The organism is Alkanindiges hydrocarboniclasticus (genome assembly GCF_001982605.1).
GTDB classification, from domain to species: Bacteria; Pseudomonadota; Gammaproteobacteria; order Pseudomonadales; family Moraxellaceae; genus Alkanindiges; species Alkanindiges hydrocarboniclasticus.
Genome location: NZ_MLCN01000008.1, coordinates 54,710 through 69,873, shown reverse-complemented (window position 1 = coordinate 69,873; position 15,164 = coordinate 54,710). Strand labels below are relative to the sequence as shown.

10 protein-coding genes are annotated in these 15,164 nt (G+C 46.3%); 4 read left to right on the top strand and 6 right to left on the bottom strand.

The annotated features are described in order from the left end of the window. Positions 1–8 precede the first annotated feature (8 nt). From BKE30_RS03460 to BKE30_RS03435, 6 genes are all read right to left on the bottom strand, one after another. The gene (locus BKE30_RS03460) at positions 9–974 is read right to left on the bottom strand and encodes a metal-dependent hydrolase (RefSeq protein WP_076877266.1); all 966 of its coding nucleotides are present in this window, start codon (positions 972–974) and stop codon (positions 9–11) included. A 744-nt stretch (positions 975–1,718) separates the two neighbouring features. After that, positions 1,719–2,414 (bottom strand): response regulator transcription factor, encoded by a 696-nt coding sequence (locus tag BKE30_RS03455; protein WP_076877265.1) that lies wholly within the window; start codon positions 2,412–2,414, stop codon positions 1,719–1,721. A gap of 43 nt (positions 2,415–2,457) precedes the next feature. Then, positions 2,458–4,698 (bottom strand): ATP-binding protein, encoded by a 2,241-nt coding sequence (locus BKE30_RS03450; RefSeq protein ID WP_076877264.1) that lies wholly within the window; start codon positions 4,696–4,698, stop codon positions 2,458–2,460. A gap of 209 nt (positions 4,699–4,907) precedes the next feature. Continuing rightward, positions 4,908–5,543 (bottom strand): carboxymuconolactone decarboxylase family protein, encoded by a 636-nt coding sequence (locus tag BKE30_RS03445; protein ID WP_076877263.1) that lies wholly within the window; start codon positions 5,541–5,543, stop codon positions 4,908–4,910. 351 nt (positions 5,544–5,894) lie between these two features. Next, entirely contained in the window at positions 5,895–8,096 is a 2,202-nt protein-coding gene (locus tag BKE30_RS03440; protein ID WP_076877448.1) for a TonB-dependent siderophore receptor, read from the bottom strand. A gap of 517 nt (positions 8,097–8,613) precedes the next feature. Continuing rightward, positions 8,614–11,178 carry a sensor domain-containing phosphodiesterase gene (locus tag BKE30_RS03435; protein WP_076877262.1) on the bottom strand — a complete coding sequence of 855 codons (2,565 nt, stop codon included), beginning with the start codon at positions 11,176–11,178 and terminating at the stop codon, positions 8,614–8,616. Positions 11,179–11,546: 368 nt separating this feature from the next. Here BKE30_RS03435 and BKE30_RS03430 point away from each other — a divergent pair, with 368 nt between their 5' ends. The 4 genes from BKE30_RS03430 (at position 11,547) to BKE30_RS03415 (ending at position 15,162) form a co-directional block, all read left to right on the top strand. Next, entirely contained in the window at positions 11,547–12,596 is a 1,050-nt protein-coding gene (locus BKE30_RS03430) for an acetoacetate decarboxylase (protein ID WP_076877261.1), read from the top strand. A 153-nt stretch (positions 12,597–12,749) separates the two neighbouring features. Next, complete coding sequence (locus tag BKE30_RS03425) at positions 12,750–13,211, top strand: DUF2147 domain-containing protein (RefSeq protein WP_076877260.1); 462 nt, start codon at positions 12,750–12,752, stop codon at positions 13,209–13,211. Between the two features lie 175 nt (positions 13,212–13,386). Further along, positions 13,387–14,298, top strand: a complete 912-nt coding sequence (locus BKE30_RS03420; protein ID WP_076877259.1) for an alpha/beta hydrolase — start codon at positions 13,387–13,389, stop codon at positions 14,296–14,298. Positions 14,299–14,325: 27 nt separating this feature from the next. Continuing rightward, on the top strand, positions 14,326–15,162 hold the full coding sequence (locus tag BKE30_RS03415; protein ID WP_076877258.1) for an SDR family NAD(P)-dependent oxidoreductase: 837 nt from the start codon (positions 14,326–14,328) through the stop codon (positions 15,160–15,162). The last annotated feature ends 2 nt before the right edge of the window (positions 15,163–15,164 follow it).

Here is a 15,164-nt window from a genome sequence, read left to right as displayed (position 1 = left end):
CGTATCCGTTAGGCCGCCTGTTGTACCTTGGGGGTAAATTCCTTGGTGAAGAATGGATGCAAGGCTCCACCCTCGGTCAGCAGCTTGTTCTTGTAATATTCCAGATACTCAGTGGTGTCATGGTCATTCGGGTGAAAATCCGGACGCAAATAATCAAAAATCTGGCCCTGGGTGCTGCCAAATACGCCTTCTGTTGGACTAAACAGCAGGTTAATGCCACGGCGCATGTCTTTCCAGAATTTACCAGTCAGCATTTCCTGTGGCCTGCGCAAGACAGGAACCATAAAGGCAGCAAATGGCACTAGACCCAAAATGGTGATATACGCCAGCAAGAAGCCACCAGCACGTAGCTTATAGTTGCCATTGAGCAGTTGATAGACATCATAGGCAATATCTTTATGCTCGGATTCTTCCAGCATATGCCACATCCACAACGCACGGGTTTTGGCATCATCAGAATGATAAAAATTCTGCTCATGCTTCATCATGTACTCAGCCAGCACAGCGGTAAAGTGCTCAATCCCGGCCATCATCGACAGTTTTAGGGGCTGTGGAAAACGCAGGAAAATATGCTCAAAAAACTGCTCGCCCAGAAAGCGATACAACCTGACCGGATATTGTGCATCAATAATGGCATCATTGAATTCGTTATGCAGTTTGGAATGAATGGCTTCCTGACCAATCAGCGAGGTCACACGCTGCTTCAAGATAGGGTCTTGAATAAAATCGCGGTGATGACGTGCAGTATCAATGACCAGATCTTCGCCATAGGTCAAAAAAACTGATAGCGTGGCAAAAAACAGGGTGGCAAACTGATTGTTCATATAAAACGACAAATCAATTTCCTTACCCTTAAAACCAATGGCTAAATGGCGGATAGGAATGGACGCTTTAGCGGCAAAATCTGGCAGTTGTGCTTGAGGCTTCGCCTTGAATGTACGGGAAACTGTTTTCCGAATCGCTGTCGTAATCATTACAAATACCTCATACTAAAATGGTTCAACCGAAATTGCCAAAGCACCCTTTACCGGGGTCACTTTTGCATACGAATGCTGATCAAGCCAAAAAAGAAACTGTTGCCTGATGTGCAGTACAACAACCTGCAATCCAAAAAATGAAGATCCTCTGGTCGCAAAAGCAGTTGCTGGTTTGCATGACTTTTGCCATGCTCTATAAACCGGTTAAACTTAGCTTTTGCATGAGTTAAGCTTGATCTCACCTTACCCTATAGTAGAACGACTATTTGTTCGGATTCAATTCGGGTGTTTTATTCATAGCCAAGCGACATCAAACCAGCCTTTAGCACCCTATAAATAGCAGTTTTTTAGACCAGAGACACGAGGGTTTATTTGAAAATTATTATTTTAAATCAATAGATTAATTTGAATTAAGAACAACTTGGACACCATCAAATAGCACTCAATTGAATGACTCAAAGTAAAAGTCCACTAGCCTGCTAAAACCAAGTCTTAAAAGCAGTTTCAGGACAAGATTCAGGTTCTGTGCAAGTTATGCCATGCTATGTGTGGCTTGTTTCACAGTTTAGCGCGCTGATTGCGGGGTTTTTATCCATTCCAGCAACCCCTCAAAAAAGCCTGCTATGGCTTAAATAACAGGCTTTTTTGAGGGGTTGCTCAGGCTTGTGTTGCAGATGAATCGACAGGCCATTTGATTGTAATTTTATCCAGTGCTCGTCATGCGGCAGTTCATATGCTGGCTTAAATCAGGCCATATTGCAGGGCAACCATGACTGCTTCTGCCCGCGAGCAGATATTAAGCTTGCGATAAATTTCTTTGACATAACTGGATACGGTATGCACCGAAATGCCAAGCTGTTCAGCCGTTTCACTCACCTGAAGGCCACGGCCAAGGCAAGCCAGCACTTGTTTTTCCCGCCGCGTTAATGGCAAAACAATGGGCAGCGATTTCGCAGCACTGTTCTGGCCAATTTGCCGCATATACTGCATGATTTTTTTAACAAATAAAGGTGACAACGCGGCCTCGCCCTGCGCAATTTGCAGCAGGTGCTGCGCAAAAATATCGGCTTCCATGTCCTTTAGCAAATAACCCTGCGCGCCTTGCTGTATGGCTTTAAACAAGTGCTGGTCATCTTCAAAAATAGTGACTACGACAGTCAGCACCTGTGGACAATGCCGGGTACAATGTTCAATCAGCTCAAGGCCATTACCATCCGGCAGGCCTAAATCAATCAGGGCAATATCGTAAGCTGTATTGGCCCTAAAAAGCTGGCAGGCTTGCCTGAGGTTAAAGGCCTGATCCACCTGAATAGCCGGAAATGCCTCGCGCAAGCGGTCACGCATCCAGTGATTACTGCTTTCAATATCCTCAACCACCAGTGCTTTTTGAAATACCTGCGTTTGCGGGTTTTCCGGGCTTTCCTGTATTTGCTGCATTATTCACGTCCCTGCTGATCAGGCATTTTCAGGTTAAACCGGGTTAGGAACAGGCTAGCGGAATCTGGATACACAGACTGGTGCCTCCCTGTTCCGGTGGTGGCTGCACCTCAAGCTGGGCATTTAACACCTGCATGCGCTGTTTAAGGTTATTTAAACCATGGCCCGAACCTGTCCCCATTGAGCCTGCTGTTGTCACAATATGTGCCTGATGTTCCAGATTAAAGCCAGTGCCATCATCCTGAAGCGCTGTTAGCAGCACACCATCCTGATGGCTAATCCGAACGGTTACACTGGAAGCCTGCGCGTACTTGATGATATTGCTGAGCAACTCACGCATGATAGAAATGTAATTTTTGTAGGTCTGGTAGTTCAACGGAACAGTGTCATCCTCAAGCTTGACTGTCCAGTCCAGTGCAATACCGGACTCCTGCAAACGCTGGGCTGTTTCCTGATGCAGGGCATCCAGTACCATATTTAATGCCAGGCCTGTCCCGGTCATGCCACTAATAATGGTGCGCATGTCCGCAATGGATTGCCGGATGACCTGTTTGGTCTGATGCAGATCCTGCTGGTGTAAGCCGGATAACAGGCGCGAACCAATGTCATCATGCAAATCACGCGCAATGCGGCTGCGTTCTTCACTGGCACCACGGTCATAGGCAAAGCGGCTGTCATCGGCACGCTGGATCAGGGTAATCAAATGACGAGTCAGGTTACAGTCCTGCCCGGAAAACAGGCCCCGCCCCTGCCGCGGATACTGCACCCGCAAGGCGGGAATATCACCAATGGCAGGTAACAACAATGCCAGTCCATCGGCATTTAAAGCAGGCTGGTTGCCTGAAAATGGCAGGACAAGTAACTCACCATGCGGGATTTCATCAATTTCAAGCGGCTGAAACAAGCGGTGCAGCAATTGCTGCCATTGCTGCCGCCGATTTTGTTCGGTATTGGCAAAGGAAATATCCAGTACAGCCTGAAACAGCTCTTCCTGTTTTAAGCCTTCCTTTACCAAAAAGCGCCGCTGTAACATGCCACGTACCGGTAGCCACAGCAGGCCACAAATCAGCAGCGCCAGCCCAAAAGACACTGTCGGGCTTAATACCATAATCAGTAGCGCGTCCAGCAGGATCAGCACAATGGCACCGCCCAGCCAGAACAAAATGCCAAATGCCCACTGGTCAAGGGCAAACAGCCGGTAGCGCTTGAGGCCCACGGCAATGCCAATGGTCACCAATAAAAAGAATCCAAAGGCATAACCTTGCGATAAGCTGGTTTCAATACCCAGTAACTGAATACTTTGCACCAGAAATACAAACAACCCGCAACTAACTAAAATACAGGTCGCAAACCAGCGCAGGGCTGCCCGTGCACGCGGGTCATTGCGGTTAATTCGCCATTGCCAGATGGCCAGCATTATGGCACCCAGCATTTGCAGGGTTACTGGCAGGTCACCGCCCATGCTGGGTTCTGGTAGCAGGTACAAACTATCCGCCACCAGCCAGAGTATAAAAAAAGCCGGAATCAGCCATAGTTTTGCAGGGCGCACCAACACTTTGGGATATACCAGAAACAGGCTTAGCAGCGCACTGCCATACAGCAATGCACCAGCCGTATTAACAATTACCAGCGCATGCAGTAACTGGCCATTGAGTGCCAGATCGCGCGTACTATAAATAGCAGCAGCAAATGCAAACACCGGATACATGGCGTTCAGCCCGGCAAATACCTGTGCGGCAATATCCTGCGGACGCAAGGCCCAGATCCAGCAGCCCAGTAAAAAACCCAGTGCGCTTACCGCCAGCTGGAACCAGAATACCACTGGCAAACTGGCCAATGGACGGCTGGCAGCAACTGGAATTTCAGTATAAGTTACGGGCTGCTCAGGTTTAAGCTGCCAGCCAATACGAATAAATTGCTGCTGTTTTAGCTGTGCATGCAAGGCCGTTTGTCGCTCAAACAACTGCTGCATGGCTGCATAGCTTTCCAGAAAATGCGGGTCTTCGGTCAGGTCGTCCGCAGTCAATGACCACGGTGAATTGCTGCCGGCCTGTAAGCTAACCAGTCTGGCACCAACAGGGATTTGCGGGTGAATAGTACCCGTGACCACAATATGGTTTTCAGGCTGTTGAAGCTTGGAATGATTAGCTTGCTCAGCAACTGCAAGCCTTAATCCGCTATAGGGCTGGTGCAGCGCACAGGCAATAGTGACCAGCAAACAGGCAACAATAAAGCTGGTAGCAAAAATTAAACGCGTTCCCGGCGTTAACGCAAGCTTTGGCATGATTTGCTACCCTAGTATGTAAGTATTATGAATTTTTATGTACCGTTATGTATCATTCCTATTTATGCAGTATTTTTCAATAGCTTTAAAAAGATTATTTAATAAATTGAATCAATCTGGCAATTTTTCTAAATAAAAGCTGCCAAAAAATTTAGGCTACGATTTGCCAAAATGGCCAGAAGTACCGGTTTGATTAAAAAATTTGTACGTTATTCCAGCTTTGCAGCGTGGTTATGCAGATCAGCCAGCACTTTTTCCAAAGGTGCATCCAGTGGCAAGCCCGTGGTATTGAGTACTCCTGCCAACCCCTCATAGAATCCAATCAGCATGAGCAATTCCAGGAAAAGATGCGAATTAAAATAGCTGCTTAATGCCTGCCATGTTGGTTCGGATACCATGCGGTCCTTATGAAATTCATCACAGGCTTTGAGCAATGATACCTGTTTGGCGCTCCAGCCTGTAGCATCCGGGCCTTGGGTTACCCGAGCTATTTCCTCAGCCGTCAAGCCTGCACGCAAGCCAATATCCACATGCTGGCCCCATTCATAGCGCGCCCGGCAATTCCAGCCAACCCGCAGGATTACCAGCTCTGTATCACGGCGTTCCAGCTCACCAAAAGGCATCAGGTTGGGCGCAAACATCAGTACGCCACGCAACATGCGGCCATTATGCATCAGCATGCGCCACAGGTTGGCTGCATTCAGTTTCCCTACCCGCTCAATCGTACCCAATAGCAAGCGTTGCTTTAGGCTTGCCTGCTTCGTGTCCAGTGGCGGAATGCGCACACGCCCCGGATTTTGCCAGCCACCCGGTGGAATTAATGCTTGTTTAAATGATGTTGACATCAATCATATCCTGCTTGGCCTACCATGCGTTCAAGCATATAACTGCGCTGTCACTCATCCAGTATCAAAGGGTAAGCTATGGGCTTGGTATGTATTAAATGCTTTATCATAAGCAGCAGTTTGGCTCAATGAGGTATTGCTTATTTCAGCAATCAATCCCACTGATTTTGCTTTAGACAGATTTAGCACTGAAGGTCATTTTTTAGATTCTTTTGGTTCAAGACTTATTTATTTAAATTATTCTTTTTTGAATTTTTGAGTAAAATTGAAGCGCTGGCTAATCAGAAACTAACCATGCGCTTCAATCCGGCTGCTTATTAAGTCATATCAACCTATCTGAAATTTTGATCATTAAAACTTATAACGCACACCCAAGGTCGCATTGCGTGGTGCACCATAGTTCATGCTATTGGCACCAATGCCTTCGTAGTATTCCTTGTCAAACAGGTTTTCAAGGTTGAGCTGAACACTGATATTGGGATCAACTTGATAGCCCAACATTGCGCTGGCCAGAAATAATTCACTTTGATCAATACGAGCCTCGCCTGTACCTAAATAAATTTTACTTCTGTAGTTTAAACCCGCACCGGCACGCCATTTGTCCATTTTGTATTTGACAAACAGGTTAGAGGTAGTGCGTGAGTTATTTGTATTGACCTTAACATCTTGAGCATCTTTGGCTTCAAAATTGGCAATACCAAAGTTAATGCCCCAGTTGTCATTAATTTCGCCATCCATTTCAAACTCAACGCCTTCACTCACTACGCCATCAGCGGCGCGATAGGCCTGTTCAAAAGTATTTGTAGCGCCATTTACAGGTACAGAAACGCCTGAAATTTCTTGAGCATAGTTATCCTGTTCGATTCTAAAGATCGATAAGGCAGTATTTAACCGGCTATCAAACCATTCACTTTTAACCCCGGTTTCATAGTTACGGCCAACTATAGGGCCTAGATAGTTGGCATTTTCATCCCGACGATTTTGCGGCTTAAAGATATCGGTATAACTGGCATACAGCGAGTGATCACGGGCTACATCATAAATTACACCAAAATATGGCGTTAGCTCATTAGTAAACTCTCGGTTGCCCTTACCGTCTTCTGCTGTAAATTCCCAGTCGGATAAGCGAGCGCCAGCCACCACTTTTAAGGCATCCAGCACTTGAAACTTACCTGCAAGATAAACACCTGTCTGAGTGGTTTCATTTAGCGCAATTTTATTTGGATTGGTAATTGGCGTTAGCAACTGGGTATTCATGTGGGAAAAATCCAGATAATTGGGCGTATTAATATCCAGATCATTTGTTCCTTCTTTCTTTCCTTGAATGGTGCCGAAATTATCTTTTAGCGATTCATTTTTATTCCAGGAGCCACCAACTATAATTTCCTGCTCACGCCCTGCAATACTAAACGGCGCAGAAACATACACATCAATATTGTTTTCATCATTACGCTTTTCGGAAGAATAAACCGATACCGCGCCCAAGCTTCTATTGGTTGCCTTATCGACCTTGCCTGCAATGTATAACAATGCCGATTCCTTATCATCACGGCGATAGGAATAGTTAAGGTTTAAATTAATATCACCATAGAGCTTTTGTTTAAGGCCAGCAAATAACGCCGTGGTATCTACATTCCAGTAAGTCCAGTCCGAGCTAACAGTCAGGGAACGATCAAATTTGGTACGGCTGCCATCGTTATAAAATGCTGGCAAGCCACCCCAGCGAATGCCATCCCGGTTTAATTCCTGATAGGTTGCTGCCAGCGATAAACTGGTGCTGTCCGTAAGGTCATAATCAATGGCACCATAGGCCACGTTGCGCTCTCTGGCATAAAAATCCATATAGGAATCTTCATCCGAATGCTTGACAAATACCCGCCCACGCAGCGAACCATCAGCATTTAAGGGCGCTGAAATATCGGCTGAACTGGAATAGTTGTTCCATGAGCCTACACTTGCATTCACGCTACCGGTTAACTCTCTGGCATTGGCATGCTTGCGAATCATATTTAAGCCAATGGCCGGATTGCCTGCCCCGGTCATTAAGCCATTGGCGCCTTTTACCACTTCTACCCGGTCAAAAATACTTAAGTCCATGTCGCCTTCGGACAGGTTTAGCGTGCTGGGCATACCATCAATTAAGGTATAGTCGACCTGAAAACCACGCGCATAATAGTTCTGACGCTCATCAGTGCGTGAGGCGGTAACCCCGGTTACAGTGCTCATCAGCTCCTGCAAAGAGTCAATATTGCGGTCATCCAGATACTCACGGGTATAGACTTTTACCGCTTGCGGTGTATCGCGTAAGGAAAGATTCAGCTTGGTGGCGGTACTGGCTGAGCTGGCGGTATAGCTTTCTGACCCTTCTGTTACCGCAGTTTTGTTAGCAGTGACTACAATTGTTGATAGCTCTGTGTTTTGACCATTACCTGCATTATCAGTCGTAGTTTCTGCGGCGATAACCGTTTCGCCCAGCAGACAACCCGAGGTCAGAAATACCATTTGCATGGCCACATACAACGGCTTCATGGTGGAATGAGAAGATTTAAACATATAAGCACGCCCTTTAAATACACTTGCTTTCAACAAATAGCCAGTTAACCAAACTGCTGTATTTCAGCTCGCTGTACGCTTGAACAGTAAGACAAGAGAATCTCAATATCTGGGTCCCACATACCATTCAAATGCAAGTCACTGGATAGCAACTCAACTACCGGCACGCTCAGGCATAAAGATGCCCAACCCATCTGATTAAAGATCGAAAATACAGTAACTTAATTTTGGCGGAACTTTAACATAACAAAAACATAAATGATACTAATTATCATTACTAGTCAATCTTTTCTTAAGAATATTTATCGATCTTGTAGAAAAATTAGAAAGTGAGGCTAAAAACAAGCAGAAAAACCAAGAGCCAAGCTGTGCCATTAACAAGTGATGGCCACTAAAACCAATGGCTTAAGTCGGGAAAGATAAGGTAATAGGTTCTATAACAGCCTAAAAAAGGCCTCTACGATAGCTCAATAGATAGGGCCAAACCATGGCATTCATGGATCTATAGCACAGGTGTTTAATCGGCTAAGGCAATATAGGTGAGTTTTAAATCGCTGAGTGGTGCAGGCCGTGCATAAAAATAACCCTGCACAAGGTCACAGCCCTGCTGATGCAGAAAACTGGCCTGCTTTAAGGTTTCGACACCTTCAGCCACAACCTCCAGATCCAGTTGATGGGCCAGATGGATAATGGACTGCACAATCGCGGCATCCTGATCATTTTCTGTCAAATGCTCAATAAAACTACGGTCTAGCTTGATTTGATTAATGGGTAAACGGCGCAGGTAACTCAAACTTGAATAACCTGTGCCAAAGTCATCAATGGCCACCTGTACGCCCAGATTCCGAATTGATTTTAAAATTTCTATGGCCCGGTCTGCCCCGATAATAACCATGCCTTCTGTAATTTCAATTTTTAGTAGCTCAGCAGGCAGTTCGCTGATTGTTAAGGCATATTCCAGCTCCTGCAAAAAGCCTGTCCTGCGGAACTGTAGCGGAGAGATATTTACCGAAACCGTTAGCTGGCTTTGATGAGTGCGGTTCCATTCGGCAATATCCCGACAGGCTTTTTTGAGTACCCATTGGCCAATGGCAATAATCTGCCCTGTTCTTTCAGCCAGAGGAATAAACACATCAGGAAAAATATAGCCACGCTCGGGATGAAACCAGCGAATCAGTGCCTCTACACCCTTGACCAGCCCGGTTACTGGATCAATCAGCGGTTGATAAAACAGGCTGAACTGCTCTTCCCGCAATGCTTCCATGAGCTCCAGACGTAAATAGCTATAGTCCATTTCTGGTGCCATTTTTTTACTGGTTTCTTCATACCAGTGCCAGGTATTGCGCCCCTGATTTTTGGCTTCCTTCATTGCCATAATCGCCTGATTTAACAGTTCGGAAGACCGCTGTATGCTGCTGTTATTGGCCACAATGCCAATGCTGACACTTAAATGTATCTTGTGACTGTTAATCTGGAATGGTTGTGAAAAAATGTTCAGGATTTTTTCAGCGACAGCAATGCCACTTTTCTGGTCGTGTAGTCCTATCATCAGTAATACAAATTCATCACCGTTAAAACGACTTAGCACATCTGCCTGCTGTAACAGCCCCTGCAAACGCTCACTAACACTTTTTATAATCTGGTCGCCAATTACATGGCCCAGACTGTCATTCATCGATTGAAAATCATCGAGGTCTATATAAAACAAAGTTAATGGCTGTAGGCTATCAGGCTGGGCTTCATACGCCTGCTGCAAAAGACCTTCAAACGTCTGCCGGTTTGGCAAGTCGGTTAGCTGGTCATGGGTATGCTGATGCGCAATATAGTCCTCATGAATACGCTGCTGGGTAATATCCTCCTGAATTCCCAGAAAATGAGTGCAATTGCCCTCTTTATCAAAAACAGGCCCCAGCATTAAACGGCTCCAGAACCAGCTACCATCTTTACGGTAATTCTTGATGCTGATCTGAAATTCTTTTTGTTCTCTGACGGCCTGATTGATCAATGCAATCTTATGCAGCTCTGTTTCAGGGACTTGTAAAAAACGGCAGGGTTGCCCAATGACCTCTTCCCGGCTATAGCCAGTCATGGTTAAAAAAGCAGGATTAACATAAACAATTAATAATTCCTCAGAGGCATCAGTAATGATAATCCCGTTGGAACTGGCACTCACCCCACGCTCCAATAGCCGTAGGTTTTCCTGATTTTTGCGGCGTAGCGTAATGTCGCGCGCGATCCCAAATACCCCGGTAACCTGCTGATTTTGCTTGATAGGCAAGTTGGTTAGATCAAACCACATAATCTCGCCAGAAGCATGATAGCCGGGCATTTCATAATGCTGCGCATGTCCCTGAAGAACCTGCTCAAAGACTGAATCAGCAAGGGCATGATATTCAGCCGGTAAAAAATCGTTGAAATGCCGGCCCTGAATCTGCTCTTCGGAATACCCGGTGATCTTGCGGGCAGTAATATTGGTACTGACAATATATCCCTGCTGGTCAAGCTCAAAAATCACATCGGGATGATAGGTATAAAAGGAGCTATATTTTTCAGTCATGGCCAGTCTGCGCTGGCGTTCATAATCTAGCTCAATGGCCAAAGCCACCCATACCGCAGCCTGTTGTAGCAGCCTGATATGCTGTTCATCCGGTTTTTGTGGTGTGCGGTAGTACGCGGCAAAAGTGCCATACAAAACCCCGCCTGCACTGATAATGGGGGTAGACCAGCAGGTAGATAATCCTTCTGTCTTCAGCAGATCCTGATAAGGCTGCCAGTTAGGGTCTTGCCTCAGGTTTTCACTAATGACCAGCGTGCGCAAAAATGCTGCGGCACCACAGGTTCCTTGATGAGGACCAATTTTTAACTGATCGATTGCTGTGCAGTACTGTTCAGAAAAATGCTGTTTTCCTGTAGTCAGCCTTAATGTCTGGTCGTGTTCGGAATACAGCATGATGGTAACCAGAGCGTCTGGAATACGCGATTCAAGCCATCTGGAAACTGTGTCCAAAATCAGTTTGAGTTCAGTATGTTGACCAATGAGATTAAAAATGTGGTAAGTATCCTGATCATCATAACGATTCATTTAAAATCCCTGACTTCCTTGGCTTTTTTACAGTTTAGTCCTATTTTTAGTCGATTTATTAGAGAAATTACGATTAAAAAACGTAATAGCCAACGCCAATAACATAATTAGCCACAGTAAAAATAATAGCTTTAAACACCACAGATTGCATTTAAGGTTTCATTGGAATGCTGACTGGATCAGTAAACTGGTCTTTATTTGTCAGGACATGAATGATCCGGCAATGGCGGACGCAGGCCTTAACGCACTGGTTACCCCAGCCATAGGCAAGCCTGATGCCCTTATCATCAGCGGTATCAAAAAACGCTTGACCTTCAACCACACTTTAAACTTAGCATTTCATCAGGACAAATGATGAGAAACCCGAAATGTTTAACCGTAAGAATTTCAGACCCTGGTGGTCAGCTACAGCAATTGTTGTTTTGATGGCTACCCATGCGCATGCAATTGACTCAACAGTGACCGTTAAGGCCAGCCCATCCAGTCAACCAGCGAATAAAACCTCCCAGCAATTTGTTGAAATTGAATATGGCAACCAGAAAGTCAAAGTGCCAAAAGGGGGCTATTACGACCGTTTCCGCATGAATCCTGACCTCAATGAAGTGGCCAAAGATCCCGCTGCCGGTAATATTGACTTTTTCCGTACTATCCCTAAAAAACTGGTGAATAGCCGGGTTGGTCCAGTCTGGACACCCAATTTCTTTTATCGCACCAGCAATGTTCAAGTATTGATGCTGGCACCTGTGTCACGCCTACGGAAAAAACTACCGGCGCCGCTTGAACCATTACAGGCATTGCCCGGCTACGGCTTGGTGTCACTCACCTTTTTTTCCTATAACGTCGCTGATAACGACCCCTACGATGAGGTGTCGGTGGCTGTGGTGGTGCGCAAGCCAAATGCCAAGGGACTGAATGCAGCGGAACTGTTCGGTGCCATGCGTAATCGTCATTTTTATGGCCATGTGCTGGCTTTACCGGTCGATACCGAAATTGCCCGGGTCCGTGGTGTCTATGGTTATCAGCTCCCCAAATGGCTCACCAGTATTGATGTCAATATTGGCACACAAGTCAATGCAAGCCTAAACGATACCCACGGCAAAACCGACTTAAGCCTGACTGCCCCGCTGCCTGCCATGAAAAATGTGAAACCGCAATCGCATCTGGAAACCAAAACCATGCTCAACCAGATTGATGGCGTATGGCATCAGGCTTCGGTGCAGTCCAACACGCTGTCATATGGGCAACAGCTTTTCCCCAGAAATGTGAAACTGGTACGTCACGGCGGCCCACTGAGCCGCTTACTGGATGAACTGGGTGCCAACAAAATCTTGCGTCTTGATGTGGTTAAGGATGCACAACTGGCTCTCCATATGCCAGTGCCATTAAAAGCCCTTAATGCTCCTGAAGGGAAAAAGTAAGAGTCATTAAATCCCACCTGTTGATGCAACCGCATGTGGGATTTTTCCATTAATAGCTCACCCATCAAAACCTAGCGTTAAAAGTCAAAGTAACCTGTCTTTTATTACTCTGGATTTTGATGATCTAACATTATAAATTTTCAGGGATTGATCATGAATATTAAAGTTCTAACAAACAGCTTGCTTGTCATGGCAGCATTGTTTTACTCACCCGCGCTGTTTGCCAGCAATGCCATTGTGGGTAAATGGAAAGTGGTTGATTCCAAAAGCGGTGTGGTGAAGTCAATTAGTGAAGTAACTGAAGAACCGGATGGCACCTTCTCAGTAAAAATTGACCGGTTTGTTAACAGCCTGCGTAAAGAGAATCCGTATTGCACCAAGTGCCCACCACCTTTTCACAATAAACCCTTGTTAGGTCTTAAACTGGTGTGGGGCTTAAAGCCCGGTAGCAAGCCTAATGAATATATTAATGGCTATGCATTAGATATCGATTCCGGAAAAATATATCGCGGTAAAGCTAAGCTGTCTGATGATGGCCGCCGCCTGAAGATGCGTGGTTATGTGGGCACCAGTGTGCTGGGAAGAACAGAAGTCTGGATCAGGGCGGATGAGTAAAGTAAGCAGGCTACAGGAAAGTAGTCATTTTTCAGTGTCATCCCGCGACCAATCATTTTGGCCTAAAAAACTTTTTTATGGCGCAAAATATCAAGCATTCTGGCAGCAAGCGTCAAGCTGTCTGGTCGGCATTGCCTGAAAATCCCATCATCAACCGCCTGATGGAATTTTTACCATGAACAAAAAAGTAGCCAATCCGTTGCAACCTGCTAATGTCCAGTTTGCCTCAGGCGGTATTCAATGTAGTGCTTATCTTTACCGTCCGGCCGCAGCTCAGCCTTCTCCCATTATTGTGATGGCGCATGGTCTGGGCGGTACGCGAAAAATGCGCCTGACCGCCTTTGCCGAACGATTTGTGGCACAAGGGTATGCCTGTCTGGTGTTTGATTACCGTTATTTTGGCGATAGTGAAGGCCAACCCCGTCAGCTACTCGACATTCAGTGCCAGCTTGACGACTGGAAAGCCGCGCTTAACTATGCACGCAGCCTGCCTGATATAGACCCCAAAAGAGTCATTCTGTGGGGGTCGTCTTTCTCGGGTGGGCATGTGCTGGCAACAGCCGCTTCCGAACCAGAACTGGCGGCGGTACTGTCACAGTGTCCATTTACCGATGGTTTGGCTTCCACTCTAGTGATGAACCCAGTCACCTCAGTCAAGCTTACTGCACTGGCACTGCGAGACCGGATTGGTGCTGCCCTAGGTAAACAGCCCATTATGGTGCCTGTGTCGGGTTTGCCCAGTGAAACAGCCCTGATGAATTCTGCTGATACCATTGCAGGGGTAACAGCATTGACCCAGTGTGACCCAGATTATAAGAACCATGTGGCCGCCCGTTTTGCGCTGGATATTATTCGCTACTATCCGGGTCGCAATACACCAAAAATCAAGGCACCGGTGTTGTTCTGTATTTGCGATCCCGATACGGTTGCCCCTGCCAAAGCCACCTTACGCCATGCCAAACGCACCCCGCGCAAGGAAATTAAACACTATGACTATGGTCATTTTGATATTTATGTCGGTGATGCATTTGAGCAAGTGGTGCAAGACCAGCTTAATTTTCTTAAAAAAACCGTTCCTGTTTATTAAGCTATTAACCGAACAGAAGAACACACCATGAAAAAATATCAACTCAAAGACCGGGTGATTGTAATTACCGGCTCAACCGGTGGACTTGGACAGGCTGCTGCACAGGCGTTGCATGCCAAGGGCGCAAAGCTGGCCTTGCTGGACCTGGATCTTGATACAGTTAAGGCACAAGCCAATGCACTGGGTAGTGATGATATGATCAAAGGCTGGGCTGCTGATGTCTGCTCACTGGAAAATCTGGAAAACGCACTGGCACAGGTCGCACAGCATTTTGGCAAAATTGATGTAGTGATTGCCAATGCGGGTATTGGTAAACCAGAAGCCATGCAATATATAGATCCCAAAACTTTTGAACGGACCATTGATATTAACCTTGTCGGGGTATTTCGCACCTTTAGGGCGGCCCTGCCTTATGTGACCACTAGCCGCGGCTATCTGCTGGCTGTGTCTTCCATGGCAGCCTTTGTCCACTCGCCGCTTAATACCCACTATACCGCCAGCAAGGCCGGGGTCTGGGCCTTGTGTGATAGTCTACGTTTAGAACTCAAGCATTTGGAAATTGGCGTGGGCAGTTTGCATCCCACTTTCTTCCAAACGCCCATGAGGGATGCCGTTCAGACTGATCCTGCCGCCAATGCACTATGGAAAGGCAATACCGGTATCTGGAAATATGTGCCTATTGAAGACGTGGTGGCCGGGCTGGTTAATGCCATTGAACAGCGCCGTGATATGGTGATTGTGCCCAAAGCCAATACCTTGGTTGCCCGTGCGCCGGGGTTACTTCGCAACCTCATTGAGTTGATTGGCTTTAGCCGTAAAGGACTGGCACAAACTATGCAAATTGCTAAAAAACAGCAGGATTAATT